Origin of the sequence: Ktedonospora formicarum (assembly GCF_016587355.1) — a bacterium.
In the GTDB taxonomy this organism is placed as follows: Bacteria; Chloroflexota; Ktedonobacteria; order Ktedonobacterales; family Ktedonobacteraceae; genus Ktedonobacter; species Ktedonobacter formicarum.
In genome coordinates, this window is record NZ_BNJF01000001.1 from 3,171,332 (window position 1) to 3,192,315 (window position 20,984).

The 20,984-nt window shown below is 51.4% G+C and carries 17 protein-coding genes and 1 pseudogene; 8 read left to right on the plus strand and 10 right to left on the minus strand.

The window, feature by feature from the left end; genetic code table 11:
• Window positions 1–22 precede the first annotated feature (22 nt).
• The 4 genes from K3T82_RS13710 to K3T82_RS13725 form a co-directional block, all read right to left on the minus strand.
• Window positions 23–931 carry a glycosyltransferase family 9 protein gene (locus tag K3T82_RS13710; protein WP_220194003.1) on the minus strand — a complete coding sequence of 303 codons (909 nt, stop codon included), beginning with the start codon at window positions 929–931 and terminating at the stop codon, window positions 23–25.
• An 8-nt stretch (window positions 932–939) separates the two neighbouring features.
• The gene (locus K3T82_RS13715; protein ID WP_220194004.1) at window positions 940–1,305 is read right to left on the minus strand and encodes a hypothetical protein; all 366 of its coding nucleotides are present in this window, start codon (window positions 1,303–1,305) and stop codon (window positions 940–942) included.
• 11 nt (window positions 1,306–1,316) lie between these two features.
• Window positions 1,317–3,047, minus strand: coding sequence for an ATP-binding protein (locus K3T82_RS13720; protein WP_220194005.1), 1,731 nt, complete (start codon window positions 3,045–3,047; stop codon window positions 1,317–1,319).
• Window positions 3,048–3,176: 129 nt separating this feature from the next.
• On the minus strand, window positions 3,177–3,884 hold the full coding sequence (locus K3T82_RS13725; RefSeq protein ID WP_220194006.1) for a DUF8166 family protein: 708 nt from the start codon (window positions 3,882–3,884) through the stop codon (window positions 3,177–3,179).
• Window positions 3,885–4,258: 374 nt separating this feature from the next.
• Between K3T82_RS13725 and K3T82_RS13730 the strand changes: the two genes are divergently transcribed.
• From K3T82_RS13730 to K3T82_RS13755, 6 genes are all read left to right on the plus strand, one after another.
• A complete protein-coding gene (locus K3T82_RS13730; RefSeq protein ID WP_220194007.1) occupies window positions 4,259–4,777 on the plus strand; it encodes a GNAT family N-acetyltransferase in 519 nt (172 codons plus the stop codon).
• 361 nt (window positions 4,778–5,138) lie between these two features.
• Window positions 5,139–5,756 carry a superoxide dismutase gene (locus K3T82_RS13735; RefSeq protein ID WP_220194008.1) on the plus strand — a complete coding sequence of 206 codons (618 nt, stop codon included), beginning with the start codon at window positions 5,139–5,141 and terminating at the stop codon, window positions 5,754–5,756.
• A gap of 89 nt (window positions 5,757–5,845) precedes the next feature.
• On the plus strand, window positions 5,846–7,087 hold the full coding sequence (locus tag K3T82_RS13740; protein WP_220194009.1) for a glycosyltransferase family 9 protein: 1,242 nt from the start codon (window positions 5,846–5,848) through the stop codon (window positions 7,085–7,087).
• A 293-nt stretch (window positions 7,088–7,380) separates the two neighbouring features.
• On the plus strand, window positions 7,381–8,991 hold the full coding sequence (locus K3T82_RS13745) for a DUF4129 domain-containing protein (protein WP_220194010.1): 1,611 nt from the start codon (window positions 7,381–7,383) through the stop codon (window positions 8,989–8,991).
• A gap of 174 nt (window positions 8,992–9,165) precedes the next feature.
• Window positions 9,166–10,338, plus strand: a complete 1,173-nt coding sequence (locus K3T82_RS13750) for an RNA polymerase sigma factor (protein WP_220194011.1) — start codon at window positions 9,166–9,168, stop codon at window positions 10,336–10,338.
• Window positions 10,339–10,343: 5 nt separating this feature from the next.
• The gene (locus K3T82_RS13755) at window positions 10,344–11,468 is read left to right on the plus strand and encodes an MFS transporter (RefSeq protein ID WP_220194012.1); all 1,125 of its coding nucleotides are present in this window, start codon (window positions 10,344–10,346) and stop codon (window positions 11,466–11,468) included.
• Between the two features lie 252 nt (window positions 11,469–11,720).
• Here the strand turns inward: K3T82_RS13755 and recF are convergent, their stop codons facing one another.
• The 4 genes from recF to K3T82_RS13775 all read right to left on the minus strand — a co-directional run bounded on the left by recF (window position 11,721) and on the right by K3T82_RS13775 (window position 16,375).
• Window positions 11,721–12,926, minus strand: a complete 1,206-nt coding sequence (recF, locus tag K3T82_RS13760) for a DNA replication/repair protein RecF (protein ID WP_220194013.1) — start codon at window positions 12,924–12,926, stop codon at window positions 11,721–11,723.
• Window positions 12,927–13,013: 87 nt separating this feature from the next.
• Window positions 13,014–14,153, minus strand: a complete 1,140-nt coding sequence (dnaN, locus tag K3T82_RS13765) for a DNA polymerase III subunit beta (protein ID WP_220194014.1) — start codon at window positions 14,151–14,153, stop codon at window positions 13,014–13,016.
• Between the two features lie 255 nt (window positions 14,154–14,408).
• The gene (locus K3T82_RS13770; RefSeq protein ID WP_220194015.1) at window positions 14,409–15,248 is read right to left on the minus strand and encodes a hypothetical protein; all 840 of its coding nucleotides are present in this window, start codon (window positions 15,246–15,248) and stop codon (window positions 14,409–14,411) included.
• 17 nt (window positions 15,249–15,265) lie between these two features.
• Window positions 15,266–16,375, minus strand: a complete 1,110-nt coding sequence (locus tag K3T82_RS13775) for a MerR family transcriptional regulator (RefSeq protein ID WP_220194016.1) — start codon at window positions 16,373–16,375, stop codon at window positions 15,266–15,268.
• Window positions 16,376–16,999: 624 nt separating this feature from the next.
• Here K3T82_RS13775 and rplU point away from each other — a divergent pair.
• Together rplU and rpmA are read left to right on the plus strand one after the other, a co-directional pair.
• Window positions 17,000–17,293, plus strand: a pseudogene (rplU, locus tag K3T82_RS49900) (50S ribosomal protein L21); the annotation flags it as partial.
• 204 nt (window positions 17,294–17,497) lie between these two features.
• On the plus strand, window positions 17,498–17,818 hold the full coding sequence (rpmA, locus tag K3T82_RS13785) for a 50S ribosomal protein L27 (protein WP_220194018.1): 321 nt from the start codon (window positions 17,498–17,500) through the stop codon (window positions 17,816–17,818).
• A 67-nt stretch (window positions 17,819–17,885) separates the two neighbouring features.
• Here the strand turns inward: rpmA and K3T82_RS13790 are convergent, their stop codons facing one another.
• Both K3T82_RS13790 and K3T82_RS13795 read right to left on the minus strand, forming a co-directional pair.
• Window positions 17,886–19,229 carry a hypothetical protein gene (locus tag K3T82_RS13790; protein WP_220194019.1) on the minus strand — a complete coding sequence of 448 codons (1,344 nt, stop codon included), beginning with the start codon at window positions 19,227–19,229 and terminating at the stop codon, window positions 17,886–17,888.
• Between the two features lie 34 nt (window positions 19,230–19,263).
• On the minus strand, window positions 19,264–20,775 hold the full coding sequence (locus K3T82_RS13795; protein ID WP_220194020.1) for a hypothetical protein: 1,512 nt from the start codon (window positions 20,773–20,775) through the stop codon (window positions 19,264–19,266).
• Between the last annotated feature and the right edge of the window lie 209 nt (window positions 20,776–20,984).

A 20,984-nucleotide genomic window follows, 5' to 3' on the forward strand; every position in this document is an offset into this window, starting at 1 on the left:
TCTCTAACCGCTAAACGATTGCCTACACACACAACGATTTAAGGGTGGAGAGCACACTTTTACTGGACAAAAGTCCTGTTTCCTGTGCAGTAAGCACATGTATAGATGAACCATATGGTTGCCATAGCCTGGGATCGCTGGCAATGAATAGCGCTAGTGTTGGCACTCCTAGGAGTGCTGCCAGGTGCGTAATGCCCGAGTCATTTCCTAGATAGCCACGACATTGATAGAGTGCCTGCGCTACTTGGAGTAGTGGAGCATTGAGCAGAGACGCGAATAACATGGGCGGCGGATCTGGCAGCATCTGGTGTAGCGCGTCCAGACGCTCTCTGTCTGCCGGGCCTGCCAGCATCAGTACTGGGATGGCTCGTTTCCACAGCTCTTGTATAATCTCGACATAGCCCTCAAGTGCCCAACACTTATGGATACCACCGCTGCCAGGGTGGATCGCGACGTACCCCTGGTATTTATGCACGGTTGGGGGCTGCTCTGGATCGCGAAGCTGGAGCGTGAATTGTTTATCTATGGTGACTTCTATTGTGTTTGCCAGATAATCAATGATATGCATCTCTGTGTTTGATTGAGGACGTCCCGGCGCAACGATGATCCGTCCGCTGGTCACAGCGCGCAGATTGCGCGCGATACTACCATCTATATCGCGTATCCAGCATATGACAAGCTGGCAGTCGCTCAGGAGTGCCAGCGACTCAGGATGCTGAATCCCATTTGGCGAAAATAACTCTCCCCATCGCCGATCTTCGAAGTCGAGAGCCCGTGTAATAAGCCCTGAAGCTATCATGAGGGGCAAGATCGCGGCCTGCCCTACAAATGTAATTTGCGGGTTCTCATAACGCTCCCGTATGGCTTGGATGATGGGAAGCGCCAATAGTGTATCGCCAAGCGCGCCGGGCCGGATAACACAGACATGCATATGTGGTCCTACTTCCGAGCCAGAGCCAACATCTCAAAGATGATTGCTGCCGCGATAATAGCTATAGCTGTAAAGATATTCCAGCTATGTAGGGCTCGCAAGATCAGGTTAAAGATGATGACTAGCGTGATTAATGCAGCCTGGCGAGCGGCATGGCGAAGCGTGGCCTGATAGATACGGATTGGGAAGAGGCGTGAGCCGATGGTATAGGTAATGGGTGTTAATGTGCTACTGAGCGTGATACCCAGGATCATAAAGAAACCCGCGAAGGCCAGAAAGGATTGAGGTGGCGTGTAGCGTGTATACAGTACAAGTCCTCCCCAACCCAGAAGTGCAGTAAGAAACAATAGCAGCCATTTCATACGTCTGGTCATAACACTTATATCTATCTCATCAAATTGAAGCCCCGGTTCCCATTGAGGGGAGCCTCATCGCGACGACGCTGCTCCTGGTTCTCAGGACTGAAGTATTTCTGCCACAAATCCGGCGCGTCTTTGCTCTCGCCACCGTGTGGTGTATGGCGTGTTCGCACGCGGCAGATGACTGGCGTGTTTACCGCCGCACCTGCCACAATTACCTGTCCTTTCGAGAGCGCGGGCAGGTTGTCCAGCAGATCGCGTCCTACGCCTTCAATTGCGGCGGCGACACTCTTCTGGTCAATCTCATTGACAATGCGCATAATACATTGTGTCTGGCATTGGCTCAAAACGTCGGCATCTAGCTTGCCCGGTCGCTGGCTAATCAAGCCCACGCCGATACCAAACTTACGCCCCTCGGCTAGCACCTGTTTGAGAATTGAGGTCGAGACAACCTCTGCCCCACCTGGAGCGAAGTGGTGAGCCTCTTCGAGAAGCGCGAAGACTGGATAAGGCAGGTACGACTCTCCCGAATGGACCTTGCCGCGTTCGGTATCCATACGTGCCTTGTTCAGACGGCGTAACAACGTCGCTACGATAACCTGCTGGTCGCGTTCGTCGATCTCGTTTAGCTGGAGCACTGTGCACTGACCCGGTTTGAAGATCTCGCGCAGGTCCAGGTGTTGCGTATCATCGAAGGTAAAGCTCTGTTCAAACTGTTGCTCGATACGCCAGTTCAGAGCGTGAACCGTGCTTGAGTCGTCCGCTCCTTCACCTTCGTCGTCACTCTTCTGCTTCGAGACGCTTTTGATCGCCACTTTGAGGTCCGCGACACCCCAGGGAGTATCCCCTTTGCGTTCGCGCACCTTGCGCATGGCGCGATTAAGTAGATATTGCTGTTTCTCTGTCATCTCGGGAAGCAGTGCGCGCATATCACCCATAGTCAAGGTCGAGATGCGTACTTTGACCTGTTCTGGCTTGTAGACTCGCACGTGTGGCTGATAGCCCTGGTGTCGCCCATCTCCTATCTCCGCGAATTGGGGCACGTTGGCAATCTGGTCGAGGGTGCCATACTCGCCGTGTGGATCAATAATCAGCACACAGGCTTTGTTATGTGGCTGCATCAATTCCTCAATAACAACGCTGGCGAGATAGCTCTTGCCAGCGCCCGTGCTGGCGATGATTGCCAGATGTGTACTGACTACGTCCTTAACTGAGAGCACAATGGGTACGGCCTCTGGCGTGCGGGTAAGCAGCGAGCCGATGGTCGCTGAACCTGGCTGCTTATCTTTCTTGCGACTGAGGATGTCGGCGAGCATCTGGTCGTCCGCCAGAAAGATTTGTTTGCCTGATTGAGGTGGAATCCAGGGATTGATGAACGAGCCTGTCATGGCATCATAGTAGCCCATAATCGCCACATGGAGCTCAAAGAGTTCGTTGGTGCGTGTATTATAGCCAACCATGGCCGCGACCTGGTTTGGCGGAACATCGGGCTCACCGAGGAAGGTATCGGGATATAGCTGTAGCGGCACACGTTTGATGACGCGCCCGAGCACGCGCCGAACCTGAAAATGTGAGGCTTCGTTGTTATCAGGCTCAAAAAGTTCGTAGTAAACGTACTCGCCGTTCTTGAGCACCTGGGCATCATCGCGAGAGACAAAAGTAAATTCATGGTTGCTCTCACCCGGTCCCTTGGTAATCCCTACAGGCTTGCGGGCTGGTGGCATGGATGTGGCGGCGTTGCGAAAGGTATCAAGCATAGATGTAAAGCTCCTCCATTACTGCCTCTCCGAAAATCTGAGCACGCTTAAGGGTTCGCATAAGAAGGGCGTGCTCGCCGCGATCCCCATTTGAGGACACGGCAGCGGTGTTGATTTTCGCAGAAGATCTTAGCCGGTGGTTTCAACCTTCAGCCGCCAGGCAAAGTTGCGTTTTACGATCGAGAGCAGGGCTAGATTCTGCGGAAAGAGTCGCTCTAGTTGGTCGATGATGCGCAAGGTGACCATAGGTAGCAGGCTACTACGCTGAGCAATGATATGCGGGAGATAGCCCATATGGAGATAGGGCTCCAGCCCGTTGGGATTGCTCGGATCAGCAGGATCACTGAAGAAATGGAACGCTCGTACCTCTTCATCGGACATGGTTTCAATTTCGCTATCTAGCTCCAATGAAAGCGGTGGAACACCATGCATTGCCGATGGGATGCTCTGTTTTCCCTGCTCATCCAGGTTTTGCTCCATCATGCCCAGGATCATAATATAGATAAGTACCGCTTTTTCTGTGATGTAATCGGGAGAGAAGAGTTCGATCTGGGTCTCATTAGAAAGGCGTGGCCCGAGGGAGCCGAAAGCGGGATTCTGTAAGATCGTGTCGTAAATAACTCCTACCGCGTATGTTACAGGCTTCTGGTTGCGTCCCAGCGCCATATCAAGGAGATCATCGGGCTCATTCCCTGGCCCCGAATTGACCCTGATGCGTACAAGACGACCAAAGGTATAGTCAGAAGGCTCTGGCTGAGCCTCAACTTCATGCCGTCCATAGACTTGACAGACATAGTTGATGTGCGAGTCTGACTTTACAATTTTCCCGATAATCATAGCTAGTCCTCGAATTACTTCCCTATCTGCATTAAAGCATCTGGTGAGCGTCTTTCCTACTTCAGAGCTTCCCCTGAAGTATATAAGTTGCGGGCATTATAACACAGAAGTCGACTGATGCGATACAGGCGTTTGGGGCTTGTGTTCTATAGCACCTGGAAAGACTTTTGACGCATAAATGCCCAATTGCTTATTCTCTACCTGTCACATTAACTTTGCTTTGGCCTGTCCGCATAGCGTATAATTTGCCCGTTGACAAGATACCTGACTGCTGATTACAGCGATTGGCGGATTGTTTGAGCTGTGTTTATTAACAACCATGCGAAAATATTTTAGAGAAGACTGGGCTCAAGCTTCCCGATCAGGAGGGGATTATGCGTTTTAGTTTCATGCCTCTTTCGAGAGAAGGGGTACTTGCTTTGTTTGAATGGCGCTACCCGGAGCCATATCAAGTCTACAATCTGGGTGGTGAATATATGGAGGAAGCACTTGCCGAACTGACTGACCAACGCAGCCCCTATTATGCGGCATATGATGAGCAGGGATTGCTAGCTGGTTTTATCAATGTTGGCACCTCGGCTCTGGTTTGGGATGCTGGTGAGCCGCGTGTGTTTATTGATGGGGAACATGGCACAACCGCCTTGGGGTTGGGGCTGCGTCCTGATCTAACAGGACATGGGCTTGGTCTTTCCTTTGTTGAGTCCGCGCTCACCTTTTTGAGGGACCAGTTTTCTCCTCGCCAGATTCGCCTCTTTGTGCTCGCGTGGAATAAACGAGCTCTGCGCGTTTATGAGCAGGCAGGTTTTCAACAGATACGAGCCTTTACCCAAGTAAATCGCTTTGGTACATCCGATTTCATAGAGATGTGCCTGAATATAGAGCAGGAGAGATAGGGTCAGGTTGAGACGTTTGGGCTTTATGCTTCGTGCTAGGAGATGAGGTAAAGAGATGTTTCCTACATATATAAAGCTCTGCATCTTGTATATGTATCTTATAGGTCTTTTGCCTGCGCAATCGATCCCATTCGCGTTATGCGACACGGGGTATACTGATATAGATCAGGTAATAGTTTCAGAACAGAAGAGCATCTGAAGCTAAGTTTCTGTTTGACAACACTATTGCCTATTACACACAACTACTATGTGCTGCGCATGTTCAGGGAGTTATGGTCTGCTGAGACCGTTATGTTTTCGCATACCTGACCATATTTCCACTGCTAGCATTCTGGCTATTTTTACGAAGGAGAGATATCTTATGGCCTTTGAACTTCCACCTCTTCCTTATGAGTACAATGCGCTTGAGCCCTACATCGATACCGAGACCATGCACTTGCATCACGATAAGCACCATGCGACCTATGTTACCAATTTGAACAATGCGTTGCAGGGTCATGAGTTTGCTAACCTCCCTATTGATGAGGTCTTGCGTCGTCTCAACGAAGTACCTGAGGGTGTTCGCACAGCAGTCCGCAACAATGGTGGTGGTCATAGCAACCATTCTATGTTCTGGCAGATTATGATGCCCAATGGCGGTGGAGAACCCACAGGTGAAATCGCGAGTGCTATCAATGCCAAATTCGGTTCCTTCGAGAACTTTAAGACTGCGTTCAACGATGCTGGTGCCAAGCGCTTTGGTTCTGGTTGGGCCTGGCTGGTTGCTGATCGCAATGGTAATCTCGAAGTTACCTCTACTGCAAACCAGGATAGCCCCCTCTCAGAGGGCCTCTATCCAGTGCTTGGCAATGATGTGTGGGAGCATGCTTACTACTTGAAGTACCAGAACCGCCGCCCTGAGTATCTAAACGCCTGGTGGAATGTTGTCAACTGGAATGAGATTAACAAGCGCTTCGCTCAAGCTCGCAGCGCGCGCTAGCAACGTCTTACCATACAGATAAAGTGTAAAGCAAGGAGTTGTCTCGCCTGCTCTGGCGTGCGGCTCCTTGCTTTATTGAGGAATATGCAGTGACGCAGACATATAATCTGGCCTTTATGGATGAATGGGGCGCTGAGCGTCCACATGAAATTTCCCCCACCACTCAAGAAATTCTGGCGCGTTGTAGCGAAGTGATATATAGTGCCGATGCTGTGGCAATTCAACTTGGCGGCAAGGCCGGTCGCCTGGGTGAGAGTGTTGTTGCCACCGCTTTGCTTGAGGGGACTCTTCAAGCGCTTCGCCATCTGGGAAAAGCGGGAACTCCCGTTCACATCCTGGTAGATGAGGGGGTTGCGACCCTTTTTCAAGAAACACTCTACCAGCAAGCCTATTGGTACTCCATCAGTATTCAAGAAGTGGCATCTGGGCAACAGACCCTGGAGACTACTTTGGAGCGTATTCCTGGCACAACGATAGTGGGTATTGACCTGCATGGCGGTCATGATGGGATGCCAGAGTTGACCATTCAATCTACTGATTCGCCTACTATTGCGCGCCGGGTCGCAATCTTCAAGCGCCTCTTTCGTGTGGGTGTGCGTAGCTATGCCCAGCGTAGCCGCGAGAGGCGCTATGCTGACTTTATTGAGGATCTTTTCTCACTCGCTCCAGCAACGCTTGTTGGAAAAGAGGTTCAGCCACGTGTGCTTCTTAATGCCAGCGAAGAGGCATATGGTAAGCGCCTTGCTCGTAAGCTTGGGTTGCGAGAAGAGGCGTTACAAATTGCTTGTTTTTTTCAATCAGTCGTCATCGCCAAATGTTATTGTCGCTGGGATGAGGTCATAGAGGGCTTCTGCCAGGAGATGGCGGCATATGCTCCAGGCAGAATGATTGACTTCCTCATCCTGTGTGGCCCCGATGAAATGCATCCTGTGGGATTGCGCCAGGAGGATATGCGTGAGGATTTTGGGGCTTTTCGTGGCACAAATGAGAATGCGCGTGTATTTGTCTATGCAACCAAGTCTCTCCGCGAGCTAGCTATTCTGACGAACCGTTCGACGCTCGCGCTAGCTAACGATACAGGTCCCGGTCATATCGCAGGCGCGCTTGGCATTCCAACGATTACCCCCTATCTGCCTGGTACTCTCTATTCTATGCATGTCTGGACATCAAGTCCCTGGCATCATGGAGTGACGCTGGCCCCCAACCCTTTTAGTTATCAACAGATTAAGTCTGCTATCCTTCTGGATAAGACCAACATTATAGATAGTATCGCGCCCGAACTCCTCGTTGCGCAAATGTTGTCGTCTCTACCGCCTCTTATGAGGAAATAAAAAAGTTATCCACAAAAATTGTGTAGAAGTGGAAGAAATTGTGGATAAGTTTGGAGATCTAAACATGTGAGGTTTTGAGTAGACAGAGCGTAATTGCGTTGACATGGATTTGTGACGTAACTACAATACAACATATCTTTTTCTAAAAGCATTCGCCAATGCCGCTACATGGCTCCTATTCAAGCCGTGTTGTTGCCCAATGCCTGAGCAGCCCAGGCGACTCTGCTCAGGCGAATGAATGGCAAACCACCAGAGAGATTGTTTTAGTAAGCTATTGATGAAAGGTCAACTGTATGGGGTCGGCTCCTGAACCTTCGCCAAAACTTTCTCAACGAGATGAGATTGAGGCGCGGCGGTTGCTCACCTCTTCGCGTTCCGAAGAGGACAGTACAACCGATGATGCGCTAAGCCAGGGTGAACGTCTGCTACCATTTGTCTATGCTGCGATGGAATCCTGCGCTATCTATGCCGCGTTCTGCGTTCTCGCGGTAACTGGCCTGGGTGGTGGGACGCCGATTTTACCTCTCTGGGGAGCCTTTGTCCCATTCGCGGCAGCCATCTGGTTTTCGCAAGCTACCCAATTTGGATCTGAGGAATCAGGTCAACCATTCCTCTCGTCCGCCCCTTTTCGTATGCTTGTTTTGATTGTGCTAACCCTCCTGATTATCTGGGGAGGAGTCTATGCTGCGACGACTCCACTCTATAACCCAGCTTGGCTGTTTGCAAGCGTGAATGATATCTTGTTGCTTCATCCAGAGGGCTATCGTACCTTCCTGGTGTTAATCATTAGCGCGCTCCTCTTCTGGCGTGGACTAGCACTCACGCGACGACGTGTGGAGCCTGGTGATGTTTTGAATGCGCTACGTATTGGCCTGGGGATCATCATCTTTGCGCTTCTGGTGACAAGTGCCTCAAGTGGAGCCACAGGCATTCCTATGCTCTTTCTTGTCATTGTGCTCTTCTTCTCCTTCGCGCTTATTGCACATTCACTGGCTAGAGCATCTTTTCTGCGCTTGAGCCATCTGCGCGGTCTAGAGGGAAGCGTCTCAGGGCAGGAGCGCTCAATTCTGTCTGTGGTTGGCATTATATGCTTAGTTCTATGCGTTGTAGGTCTGATCCTGGTGGCCTTTGTCAGCCCTGATTTCCTCTCTCAGGCTCAGGGGCCCTTGAGCGCGATCTATACTGCTCTGGTAAACGCTCTTGCTACTGTGGCGCTTGTTCTGGTAACACCGCTTTTCTGGTTGCTCGATTCTCTACATCTACAAATTCAACTCCCACCAGCGCGTCAACGCCCGACTATTTCGCAGCCACCACCACCACACCATGCTCAGCCTGCGAGTACCCCTTCCCCTCTCCTCTTTACTCTGGAGATCCTTGGGGTGTTGCTTATTATCGCGCTTATCTGTCTCCTGATTTGGTTTATCTGGCGACGTCTAAAACGGAGTAATGCTCTGGTAAGGCGTAAGCTACAGTCTCAACAGGATGTACGCGAAAGTCTCTGGTCGTGGCGTCTGTTTACAACCCAGCTTTTAAATTTCCTTTGGACTCTCTGGTGGCGCATCTTTCCCCGTCGCGAGGAGCCCGCTAATGTGACCTCCCAGGTCGCTGAGACCATGAACGCTGAACCTGCTGTGCGCACTATTCGCGAGATCTATCGCGCGTTGTTGCAATGGTCTGCCTATCGTGGCTTGCATCGTAAGCAAGAAGAGACTCCCTCCGAATTTGAGAAGCGTCTTTCAGAACGCTTGGTTTCGGGAGAAGGAGAACAAGAGTTGCACGTTATGACCAACGCTTATTTGCTTACACGTTATGGAGGCTATATTCCTGATGAAAGCATGGTTGGGCATATCCAGCAAGAGTGGCAGTCTTTTCAACAAAAGTCTAGCACCTCTTCTCCGCAGTGATCTTGTGGTGTGATCATACGCTAACTAATCGAGAAGAAAGAGCCCACACGTATAAAAATTGTGAGATGTGGGCGCTTTCTTCTTTATTTGCCTATTTTTGGCGTGAATTTTTGTCGCCAATGGTGACATATGAGTAGAGATCAAATAGCGACACAAAGCGAGAGGCGATAGCGTATGAATAAACAAATCCTACAGATTGGCAATACTTTGGAGTGTGCGTTACCAGCGGAGCGTGCGCGCCTGGTTCGCCTTTGCGCGTCGATTACAGGAGATGCTGGCAGTGCTGAGGATCTGGCGCAAGAGGTACTGCTAGAAGCCTGGAGGCATTTGAATACACTTCGTGACCCCGAGAAGTATACACAATGGCTCAATGGGATCGCGCGTAATATCTGCTTACGCTGGTTCCGGCGCCAGGGGAGAGATATTGTGCGCCATTCTGTGTCGCTTCACCTGGAGAGTGAAGAGCATGAGAAGGATCTGAACAGCCTTTTAGCTGATGATAACGATCTCGAAGTGACGCTTGAGCGCAAGGAACTCATCGAATTACTTGATAGAGCTCTTGCGCTGCTGCCACCTGAGACCCGTACAGTAATGATCCAGCGCTATGTAGAGGACACTCCCTTGAGCGAAGTCGCCGCGCGCCTGGGGACCCAACCTGGTGCGGTGGCAATGCGCTTACAGCGCGGAAAGCTTGCTCTTCGCCGTTTATTGCTCAAAGATTTGGAGATGCAAGAGAGAGTGGAGCACCAGGAGTGGGAGGAGACACGGCTCTGGTGCGTGCTTTGTGGTCAACAACTCCTGCTCGGGCAAATTGATCCACAAGAGGGCCTGGTTCGTTTAAAGTGCCCCATTTGTTGTGCTCATCCTGATGCGGTCTTGACCGCTAGCCGTCTGCCACAGGTACTTCAGGGCATCAAAGGCTATAAGCCCGCGCTAAAGCGCCTCATGAAATGGGCCCATGCCTTCTACAGTGAAGGATTAGAGCGCGGCAGCATAACTTGTACGAGGTGTGGAAGAGTCGGACCCGTCAGCATAAAAATGCCTGAGAGCGCGCGTGATTGGCTAAATGATCTTTATAGCCCCTATGCCCCAATAGATGCTTCATGCACACATTGCCACGTTGATAACTGGATTGCACTCGATGGTCATGTGCTCTCGCATCCCCGAGGTTTGCACTTCTGGCGTGAGCATCCACGCATGCGTATGCTTCCAGTGCGTGAGGTAGAAGCTGAAGGACGCCCCGCCCTGGTCGTCACCTTAGAGAGCATGAAGGAAAATGCCAGCTTTTCGCTGCTATTGGATCGTGAGACATATCGCGAGCTACGCTCATTTAGTGAGGGAATCTAGATTTTATGGTAACTATGTCTGATAAGCCCGCAACTCAGGAACCTGAGCTTGCTCCTGCACGCTTGCCATTGTATGCCTTCTATACCGCCAATATTATCTCTCTGGTAGGGGATCGCCTGACACTACTCGCAATCCCCTGGTTTGTGCTTCAGACAACCGGGAGTGTCGAGCAGACTGCGATTTCGGCTTTCTTTACGACGCTCCCACTCGTCCTCTCAGCCTTCTTCGGCAGTGCCCTGGTAGATCGCCTGGGTTATAAGCGCACCAGTGTGTGGGCCGATATTGCTAGTTGTGTTTGTACGGCCTGTATTCCTCTGTTGTATATGACTGTGGGTCTGCCGTTCTGGCAGCTGCTCTGCTTTGTTTTCATCGGAGGGTTGCTCAAATCTCCAGGTGAGACCGCGCGCTCCTCACTCTTGCCAGATCTGGTACAGCGAGCGCATGTTCCTATGGAGAGAGCAACCTCGATCAGTGATGGTCTAAGTCGCCTTTCAGGGCTGCTGGGCGCACCTCTGGCAGCTTTTATTATGGTCTGGGTGAGCGCGAACAACCTCCTATGGCTAGATGCTGTCTCCTTCGCCCTCTCCGCACTCCTGATTGGTCTGCTAGTCCATACAACAGTTCCTCATGCCAAAATTAAAAACGTTAGCGTAAGGAGCTATCTGGCAGACCTACGTGATGGTCTGAATTTTATATATGGTGACAAACTCTTGTTTTCTATTATCATTACAGTCCTGGTAACAAACTTGCTAGACGCTGCGCTTTTCTCTGTCATCTGCCCGGTATATATACGTGAATTCTTCCATAGCCCCTGGCCTCTTGGTGTTCTGATTGGAGCGTTTGGTGGAGCGGCCTTCCTGGGAACGCTTATCTATGGCGCGATTGGTCATCGCCTGCCTCGTCGTCTGACTCTGGGGACTTGTTTTACTCTGGGTGGAGGAACGCGTTTTCTGGCTCTCGCTTTCTGGCCTTTTCTCCCTTTTCTTATTGTTGTGCAGGTGATAGCGGGGCTAGCCTGTGGCCCACTTAATCCGTTGCTTTTGACAGTTGGATATGAGCGCATTCCTGAAGAGATGCGTGCACGTGTGCTGGGGGAATTGGTGCGGGTTCGCTCTGTGGTATTCCTATAGGTGTCATTCTGACAGGCTACCTGATTGAATGGACTGGACTCCAATCTTCTCTAATCATTATGGGTGTTATATACCTGTGCGCAACTCTTTCTCTACTTGTGAATCCCGCGCTGAAAAGTATTGATAAGAGAATCCAACCAGAAAAGCCAGCCGCCTAATTACTAAACATCAGAGATAAAACTCGTCACGGTATAAGGATCCCATCGGGAGGCGTAGAGCTTTAGCTTGTGCTCCCCTATGGCACTCTTAATGTCATGGTAGGGGACCAGTGGGGAGGGTAATTTTGCCATGTTCTACTCTGTAAATATGGGCCTTCTCTGAGATTTCGGGCGGAAAATCATCGAGATCCGTCGCCGTCAGCAACACTTGCTGATGTCGGAATACCTCCTGTAAGAGATACTGGCGGCGCATCTGGTCCAACTCGCTGAAGACATCATCGAGGAGGAGGACGGGCTCATCGCCTGTCATCGCGCGCATAAAGGCTAGCTCTGCGAGTTTTGCCGAGAGTGCGGCGGTACGCTGCTGCCCTCGCGAGCCATAGGAGAGCATATTCACACCGTTGACCAGAAATTCGAGATCATCACGGTGAGGGCCAAGCAGGCATACACCCTGTAATGTCTCTTTGCGTCGTAGTGCGTGGAGTTGCTTGATATATTGCTGTTGAGCTTCGGGGAGCGACCATGCCTCATCAAGTTTGAAGGAAGGGCGGTAGACGAGCTTGAGTTGTTCGCGCCCACCGCTAATAGCCTCTTGTAAAGGATTGGCTAGCTGGTTCAGGGCCTCAATCATGCGGTTGCGCTCGTACATAATCTGGTTCGCGAGTTGCGCAAGTTGATCGTCAAGATAGTCGAGTAGACTGGGGTCCTCATGGTGGTCGCGAATGCGTTTGAGTAGGGCTGCGCGCTGTGTCACCACCTTGCGATAGCGCACAATGGCCTGACAGTAGTGTGGATTGATCTGGCAGAGCGCTCTATCGAGAAAGCGCCTCCGCTCTTCAGGAGAGCCATCAACCAGGTGGAGATCAACTGGTGCGAAGAGGACAACCTTCATTTGTCCGATAACGTCAATGGTGCGCCGAGGGACGCCGTTGAGCTTGAGGCGCTTGCGTGGGGTATTGGCAGGCAATTCAAGGCTTTTGGGAGGAGAAGGCGTATTCCAATTTCCAGCAAATGTTGGGGGTGTTGGATCAAAGACAATAACCTCTACCTGCACATCGTCTTCAGGGCGTGCGATACGCCCCTTGAGATGCGAGACATGGTCCGATGCTTGCCAATTAACCACTTCGCGGTCGCTGGAGGCATGGAAGGATGTCGCGGTCGCAAGCATACTTACCGCTTCCAGCAGATTGGTTTTCCCCTGAGCGTTCTCTCCATAAAAGATGAAAAGGCCCTGCCCCAGAGAAATCTCCAGTTGTTCATAGTTGCGAAAATTTGAAAGTGTGAGGTGAGATAAATACATACACCCTGTCCGTGAAGTGGCTCGCTTACCATGCCAAAGGTGCACTGAGAGGCGACCGGCTAAGGTCACTTCTCAGTGAAATGCCCACTAGCGATTGGTGCTCATTGGCATGATGATGTAGGTATAGTCCGCTGCTCCAACTGGCTTGAGTGCGCCAGGGCGGGCTGCCGAGATAACTTCCAGCGCGACCTCTGGCGTGGTAAGTACGCCAAGTACGTCTGAGAGATATCGAACATTGAAGATGATTTCCTGCTCGGGACCGTCAACTGCCGCATTGATTGTGCTCACATTGCTACCAATATCTTCGGCATTGGCCTCGATAGTCAGTGTGCCTGGCTCCTGACCGTCCTCAGAGCCGCTGCTGATTTTGATACGCGCGATGTTTGAGCTGTCACGTGCGAAGGGAGTGACAGTCTTGACGGCTGCCGCGAACTCTTTGGTCTCGATGACGGCGCGTGTCGTGTGCCCTTTAGGGATGATGCCTCGGAAGTTGGGGAAGGTTCCTTCGATCAAGCGTGACACCATATCGACATTCTCGGTATGGAAGAGGACCTGGCTGCGATTGGGGGTCACGATCATCTGAACAGTGCCTTCGTTTGGCAGGATACGCGCCAGTTCTGTAAGCGTGCGCGCCGGAATCAAAATTGTATCGGCCAGCGCCTCGCCTGCGGGCAGAGGGATAGACATGACTGCCAGACGGAAGGCATCGGCTGCCGCGAAGACTAACTGCTCATTGCTGGTCTCGACGTGAACACCTGTGAGCACGGGGCGCGCGTCGTCATCCGCCGCTGAGAAGGCAACGTAGGTGATCATCTCTTTGAGCTGTTTCGCATCCAGCGCGATAGGCGTCTCGCTTCCCTCAGTGCTGGGGATCAAGGGGAACTCAGATGGGTCCATGCCTTTGATCGTAGCATTGGTGCCCTGGCTCTTGACGTTTATTGTATGTGATTCATCTGTAACAGAGAGTTCAACCTGGATAGGACGCAAGCTGCCAACCAGGTCTGAGATCGTCTTGGCTGGTACGGTTGTTGAGCCTTCCTCCTGTACCTCCGCATCAATCCAGCAGTTGATACCAATCTCCAGGTTGGTCGCTGAAAGCTTTAAGCGACCCTGATCGGTCGTCAGCAAAATATTAGCGAGAATAGGTAGCGTACTGCGACTTGAGACCGCGTGACTGACAACGGAGAGTCCCCGGCTCAAATCTTGCTGTTTACATGTAATCTTCACGGACAAAATCCTCCAGACACAACCAAAACGCATAAATTTCCACGTAAGTATAGCTTATATGCTGTAACCTGTAAACCAAATAGTAAGCTCCCCATTCCTCTGCAAAAGCGCTATTGGCTCATACCTCTCTAAAACCTGAGCATGTTAGCTCTGCCAGTGGGGCCGGTTTTTGTCCGGGAGGTAAATAGTTTTTGCTTTTTGTTTGGTCTCTACTCATTCTTTTATACCTCGCTGAAAGCGGTTATAAGGGTATTTCTAAAACGCGAGATAATCCTCCTTTTGCCGCAGAACTAGCAATACAAACTGATAAAGCGCGAAGAGCTCCAAACCAAAGGGTAGATAGCCTATATAGCCCAGTGAAGGCATCTCAAAGATCTTCCAGAAGCCCACATAGGGAATAGTGTAATACCATCGAGGAAGCGCGAAAAAGTTCCACATCTCCCAGAAGAAACCACAGAGGAGAGTACCAAGTGGCAAGGCAATAAAACGCCAATCGCCCACCGCCAGATGGGCTAGCGTTGACTTACGCCCGAACCAGTTGTTGATAGGATCGAGGATGAGGATCACACAGAGCCAGACTAGCCCGAAGCAGTAGCGAGACCAGATTATAGGCAGCAGTAGACAGAGCACACCTAGGACTTCAGCTCCCACAAGCGTTGGAAGTGGGAGTCGTGGCCCCGGCTGATTTGAAAGCAAGCGCGGGTGCAGGCGCTTAAAGCTGGTCAGCAACTCTGTCGTTTCCATAACTGCAGGCAAGACAGTACTGAAGTTAAGACTGGCTAGGAGAAAGTAGCCTAGCGGAGTATATGGCTGATCTAGCTGATAGTGCCAATTCTGCACGAAATGGTTTAGACCCTCGAAGATCCACCAGAAGAGGCTGGAAATCAGAAATAATAACAGATAACGCCCGCGCATTCTCTTTAGCAGCGAGCTTCCATGGAGGTGCCTGTTGAGCGCATCCATAAAGAGAATATACCCAAGCCAGAGTGGAAAGAAACTATAGCGATATAGCGGCTCGATACGTAACCAGGAGGCCGCCCAGGCTGCCAGGCAGAGGGCTAGGGCCAGAGAACCATAGGTTGGAAAACGTTTCATACCGTTTTTCCTTGAAATTACGTGTAGAAGGATTGTATCTGTTGTACGATGCTTTCCATTGTACCATGCAGATAGGTGCCTGGTATTTCCTCGACGAAGAGTGGATAATTAAGAAATGCCTGCCCACCAAAAATGAAGTGTGGACGTGAGGTGGTGAGCTTCTGAATTTGACGTGCCAGGGAGGTCAGATTTCCCATGTGAGCGGCGATGGTGAGCGAGACACATACGATTCCTGGTTGTAGTTGCTGAATCGCTTGGAGCAAGCCCTCGCTTTCAATACTTTGCCCCAGGTACGCGACGCGCATATTATGCAAGCGAAGTGTAAGAGCCAACATAAGTGCTGGAATCTCATGAGGCTCACCTGGAGCGCAACTTACCAGTATCAGGGGGACATTGCCGGGTCTGGGGGCTGCGTGAAAGAGGTTAGTGAGTAGCCCGCGAAAGAAGTTGCTGGCAAAATGCTCAATGGTCACCGTAATTTCCTGTGCAGCCCATAGTTCACCAATCTCCCAGAGAGTAGGGGTAATCAGATCTACGCAAACCTGTTCCAGGGGATACGTAATCAAAAGTGGTGTCAGGATCATCTGAGCTTCAGCATCGTTTAACTCTCGAAATGCGTTGAGCAAGCGTTTTTTGGCAACCTGCACTATCTCATCCGCGATGGATAGTGCGGTTTCTTGTATAAGCTCTGAGACATTATGTTCTTCCTCTCGGCGTGGAGGAGGCTCTTCTTGTGGTTCACGTGTCTCTTCCTTCGAGGCCCTGGCTGGAGTGGGAGGTTGTGGGCTGGCGACCTGAAAGATGAAAGATTCTTTGAGGGGAGTTGTAAATACCTTTTGCTGCTGGGCTTTACTGAGATGATCAAAGAGGTTAATAGCCTCGCTAATGCTCATACCCTGGTCTATGCGCTCTTTTAGCCAGCGAAGCAGTATCACATCACGTTCGGAATAGAGTCGATAATCGTTTCCAGCGCGTTTAGGATTGAGGAAATTGTAACGTCGTTCCCAGACGCGGAGCGTATTGGAGCGAATCCCGGTCTGTTGCTCTACTGCCCTGGTATGATATATTGGATCGTCTGAGTAACGCTCCAGATTTGGGCAGGCATTAAGTCCCTCGTATATGTCCATAATCCTATGTTTTCTCCTCAGTGTGGATCTATGGGTCGCCAACGCGCGAAGCTTGCCTTTGCAGAGAGGATACCAGAAAAGCCTCCAAATGTTAACATGGAGGCGCAAATGTCCTTCTTGCCTCCAACACAGCCTGCTTTGATGGGCTGGCTCTTCGAAGTCTGCGATAAAGCGCTTGACACATAAGTATTGGCACTGCTATCATATGCTTGCATCGTTGTGCCCACACTATGGGACGTAGTGATATATCGTCTGCGGGTAACTGTGGTGACTTGTAGGCGGTTTCTCTTGCATGATCCATAGTATTTGACCATTTCTGGTCATGCCCCGCGCATGTTGGCCGTTCGTGTGAGCTTGCTTGTTCTCATACATAGCACCTCTTCCTCGTTATTGGCTATGGGCGCAAATCATAAAGATCGATGAGTTTTCGTAAGCATTTATGTGGATCCCAATGCCGTTGTTGCGCTCAGGGTGCATATAAAGCATAAGTGGAACTGTGAGGAAGGCCCCCATCCACGCCTCCCACGTATCCCTCTCATCGCGCGCGGGTTCTTGAGCCGTGCCACTGTCAGAATGGCAGATCATTGCGGGCTCGGCAGCATGTTATAAGGAGAATTAAAAGAAATGTTCGCTGTAATTAAAAGTGGTGGACGACAGTACAAGGTCTCTGTAGGTGAGAAGCTTGAGGTCAATCGACTTCCCTACGAAGATGGAAAACAGATCGAAATTGGCGAGGTCCTGCTGGTTTCTGACGCTGACAATTCCGTTGTAGGCGCGCCTTTCGTCGAGGGTGCCAAGGTGCTTGCGACCGTTGTGCGGCAGGCACGCGGCGAAAAACTGATCGTCTTTAAGTACAAGTCCAAGAAACGCTATCGTCATCGCCGCGGTCACCGCCAGGAATTGACCATTCTCAGCATTGATGACATTATCTCGAATGGGAAGAGCCTGATTACTGGTGAGAAGCCAGAGGCGAAGGACGATAGCGCCCCAGTCGAGCAGGCTGAGGTCGTTGAGACACAGCCTACCGTTGAGGAGCAGCCCGTCGAGGAGAAGAAGCCTCGCCGCCGTCGTACGACCAAGAAGGCTCAAGAAGCCGAAACCAGCACAGAGGAGTAAGATCTCATGGCACATAAAAAAGGTATGGGCAGCTCGCGCAATGGTCGCGATAGCCAGCCCAAGATGCTTGGCGTCAAGCGCTTTGATGGTCAGTTGGTGACCGCTGGCAGCATTATCGTGCGCCAGCGCGGCACAAAGATCCGCCCCGGTGATAACGTGGGTCTGGGTCGCGACCATACGCTCTTCGCCCTCATTGATGGTTATGTCAAGTTTGGTTATGGTTTCCAGGGACGCCGTCACGTGAACATCCTGACTGAGTTCCCCGATCGCCCTTCAATCGCCGAATTGAAAGGCGAGGTTCAGGAAGCCGTAGTCGCCGAGGCATAGGCAAGAAAATAAAAGAAGGAGGCTGGTCAGCAATGACCGGCCTCCTTCTTTTATTGAACAGGTGATGCTATTGCCCATTGGCGTTGAGATTGATGGTGGCACTGATCGCGACACCATTGTCATCGGTCTGCACTTGAATAGGACTATTCTTGTTGAGCAAACCCTGACAGTTAAGGCCTCCATCGGCTCCCCAGGTGCCGTTGAAGCGCTGGGCCATGAAGGTAAAGAGGTTGTTGCCCGCTGCCGGATCCGGCGAGGGTTGCTGTTGCAACAGATCCATCAATGCTTGCAGGCGTGGCGGCTGAACCTGTAAGAGATTGGTGCAGTACTGTCGCGTGCTTGCCTGGTTGGCTCGCGCGATAGAGGCCTGATTTACACCTACACGATAGAGATTGGTTTTGGTGATGCTCTGCTTGCCATTATTCAATGTCATCGGGTCGCCTACAGGGATTACAGCGGCTGGCCTGGCCTGCCTGGCAGCTGCCATCAGCTCATTGAGTGGCAGTGAGGTCGCCATCTGCCCGGGAGAGGCCAGATCAGGCGCGCTCCAGGGTTGGCAGCCCAGGGCGTTATCCAGAGCGACCGCAACCAGACGATTGTCGCTGCCATTGACGAGCGTTTGCGCACCTTGCAATTGCGCTGCGTTGTCTGTATTCATCTGAGCGGTCTTGCCATCATTGGTAGCCAGGTAGACCGTGGTGACATTGTCGCTTTGGTCCTGGTCAACAATAAAGAAGTCGCGCACAGTTGGGCAGGGCTGCCCATCGCTCCCCTGGCCGAGTTGTGGCGGTACAAGCTTGCCCTGTCGAATGGCCTGGTTCGCCGAGCGGAAGAACGCCGGAGCGTTACAATAGGCGAATTGACCGAAGGGGTTATTGGGAAGTCCGTTGACGCAGCGTCCCTGGCGTAGTGAGTTACCCTGTCCCTGCAACGTCAGTGTATCCCCATTATAGCCAAACCAGAGTGCCACAACGGCATTCGCGGGTAGCTTGGGCACAACTGGAGCGACCGCTGGTTCTGAGCCAGCATCGATGACTAAGGGGTTATAGATCGAAATCTGCCCTGTGGCGGGATCAAAGACTGCACCCTGGACAAAGGCGGATTGGTCCGCGTTCGCTTCATTACAGGGACCGGCGTTAGGGTCAGTTGCCTGCAATTGATAAGGGGTTGCCAATCCCTGGGCACTAAGTGGATTGGCGGGCACGATTAACGAGCAATTCGCGTTCGCGTCAGCAGCGTGTGTGCCTTTATGCGGCTGGTTGACAAGGACGTATCCTCCGCCAAGCAGTGTGATTAGTAGTAGGGCAATGCCCAAGACGCGAAATGTTGGGAAACGTCGTTTTGAGCGCTTCAAAGAGTCTCTGCTAACAGTAGGCGACTCATGTATATCAGGTCTGGGCAATGTTTGCATATAAAACTCCTTTTTAACTGATGAGAGCAAGGAGCTATTTCTCATCCTTGTTCTGTCCAGGCTGCGGACAATTGATGAGTACCCGGCGGGTCGCACGGTCTACGGCGAGTGTACAACTGACGCCATTGATTGTCGTGGTGCCGTTGCAGCCAGGAATTAGAACGCCATTAACGGAGCAATCCATAGGCATGTTGAACTTGATGTCCTGAATGGTTGCGTTAATGGCAACTCCGTTGTCATCTGTTTTCACTTGAATGGGTGAGTTGACGTTGAGGAGCCCCTTGCAGTCAAGACCATCTTCCTTGCCCCAGGTTGCGTTGAAGCGTTGCGCCAGGAAGGTGAAGAGGTTATTGGCTGCGTCTGTATCTGGCGATGGCTGGCGGATAGTGAAGCGTGAATCTGTGATCATACGTTGTGGAGCGACCGCAAGCAGGTTTGTGCAGTAGAGTCTGGTGCTTGCCTGACTGGCCTGCTTGATTTCTGGCTGGTTTACACCCACACGATACAGGTTAAGCTTCTGCATATTAGGCTGGTCATTATGTAAGACCATCGGGTCCCCATTGGGAATGAGAGCAACGGGTGGCCCCTGGCGAACCATCGCGAAGAGCTCATTGAGAGCCAGTGAGGTTGACATCTGCCCCGGATCTTCCAGGTTAGGTGCCATCCAGGGCTTACAGCCAAGTGCGTTGTCCAGTGCAATAGCGACCAGGCGATTGTCGCTACCATTGTTAATAGCCTGTGCTCCCTGCAATTGTTGCGCGTTGGCGGCGCTCATCTGCGCGATTTTTCCGTCATCGGTCGCGAGGTAGGTGGTGGTGACGTTATCGCTCTGATCCTGGTCAACGACAAAGAAGTCGCGTACGGTTGGGCAGGGGAGGCCATCTTTCCCTTTTGTGATCGCAGGCACCTTGAGTTTCCCATTCTTGATTGCCTGATTAGCAGCTGCGAAGAAGGCTGGCGCATTGCAGTAGGCATATTGCCCAAATGGATCATTAGGAAGCCCGTTGACACATTTGCCCTGTTGAAGTGCGTTACGGTTCCCTTTCAAAGTGAGAGTGTCACCGTTGGAGCCAAACCAGAGGGCGACAATGGCATTCTGGGGCAGTTTGGGCACGACTGGTTTGACTGCTGGTGTGCTGCCTTTATCGATGATCAGGGGATCGTATATAGAGACCTGCCCGGTCGCTGGATCGATGATCGCGCTTTGTACGAAGGCTGATTGTCCTGTGTTTGCTTCGTGACAGGGACCTTGAGCTGGATCGGTTGCTTGTAACAGATAAGGCGTCGCTAATCCCTGCGCGCTTAGAGGATTCTGAGGTACGATAATTGTACAGTTGGGATTGTCTTCGGCGGCGTGTGTGTTCGGGTGGCTTTGGACGATAAAATAGGTGCCTGTACCTGCTAGCAGCAGAATAAGTGTGAGAGCAATACTAGCCAGGACGACTGGCTTGACGCGTTTACGCTTTGGTGGGAGCGAGTAGTGTTCTCCACCTTCATCCTGCTCCACGTCATTGCTGTTGGATTGGGGTCGTGGGAGAGTTTGCATTGTATCGAGTGTCCCCTTTCTGATCCTTCTCTGAGAACCATCCATCACAGTGGGCATTCCATTTGATGTACTACGGTTGACTGTCGCTAAAATACTTGTTGTCTCAAACTGTCATACTATCGAGCGACTGTTAGTTTGTCAGTATGTTATTTCCTGTTCTCTGTATCTCCTGTAAAGCCCTTACCTTGTAAACCTGATCTCCAGACAAC

Excerpts from the sequence above, each read along its gene's own strand:
- K3T82_RS13710 (WP_220194003.1), bottom strand. The coding sequence starts at position 931 with ATGCATGTCTGTGTTATCCGGCCCGGCGCGCTTGGCGATACACTATTG.
- K3T82_RS13715 (WP_220194004.1), bottom strand. The coding sequence starts at position 1,305 with ATGACCAGACGTATGAAATGGCTGCTATTGTTTCTTACTGCACTTCTG.
- K3T82_RS13720 (WP_220194005.1), bottom strand. The coding sequence starts at position 3,047 with ATGCTTGATACCTTTCGCAACGCCGCCACATCCATGCCACCAGCCCGC.
- K3T82_RS13725 (WP_220194006.1), bottom strand. The coding sequence starts at position 3,884 with ATGATTATCGGGAAAATTGTAAAGTCAGACTCGCACATCAACTATGTC.
- K3T82_RS13730 (WP_220194007.1), top strand. The coding sequence starts at position 4,259 with ATGCGTTTTAGTTTCATGCCTCTTTCGAGAGAAGGGGTACTTGCTTTG.
- K3T82_RS13735 (WP_220194008.1), top strand. The coding sequence starts at position 5,139 with ATGGCCTTTGAACTTCCACCTCTTCCTTATGAGTACAATGCGCTTGAG.
- K3T82_RS13745 (WP_220194010.1), top strand. The coding sequence starts at position 7,381 with ATGGGGTCGGCTCCTGAACCTTCGCCAAAACTTTCTCAACGAGATGAG.
- K3T82_RS13750 (WP_220194011.1), top strand. The coding sequence starts at position 9,166 with ATGAATAAACAAATCCTACAGATTGGCAATACTTTGGAGTGTGCGTTA.
- K3T82_RS13755 (WP_220194012.1), top strand. The coding sequence starts at position 10,344 with ATGGTAACTATGTCTGATAAGCCCGCAACTCAGGAACCTGAGCTTGCT.
- recF (WP_220194013.1), bottom strand. The coding sequence starts at position 12,926 with ATGTATTTATCTCACCTCACACTTTCAAATTTTCGCAACTATGAACAA.
- K3T82_RS13770 (WP_220194015.1), bottom strand. The coding sequence starts at position 15,248 with ATGAAACGTTTTCCAACCTATGGTTCTCTGGCCCTAGCCCTCTGCCTG.
- K3T82_RS13775 (WP_220194016.1), bottom strand. The coding sequence starts at position 16,375 with ATGGACATATACGAGGGACTTAATGCCTGCCCAAATCTGGAGCGTTAC.
- rpmA (WP_220194018.1), top strand. The coding sequence starts at position 17,498 with ATGGCACATAAAAAAGGTATGGGCAGCTCGCGCAATGGTCGCGATAGC.
- K3T82_RS13790 (WP_220194019.1), bottom strand. The coding sequence starts at position 19,229 with ATGCAAACATTGCCCAGACCTGATATACATGAGTCGCCTACTGTTAGC.
- K3T82_RS13795 (WP_220194020.1), bottom strand. The coding sequence starts at position 20,775 with ATGCAAACTCTCCCACGACCCCAATCCAACAGCAATGACGTGGAGCAG.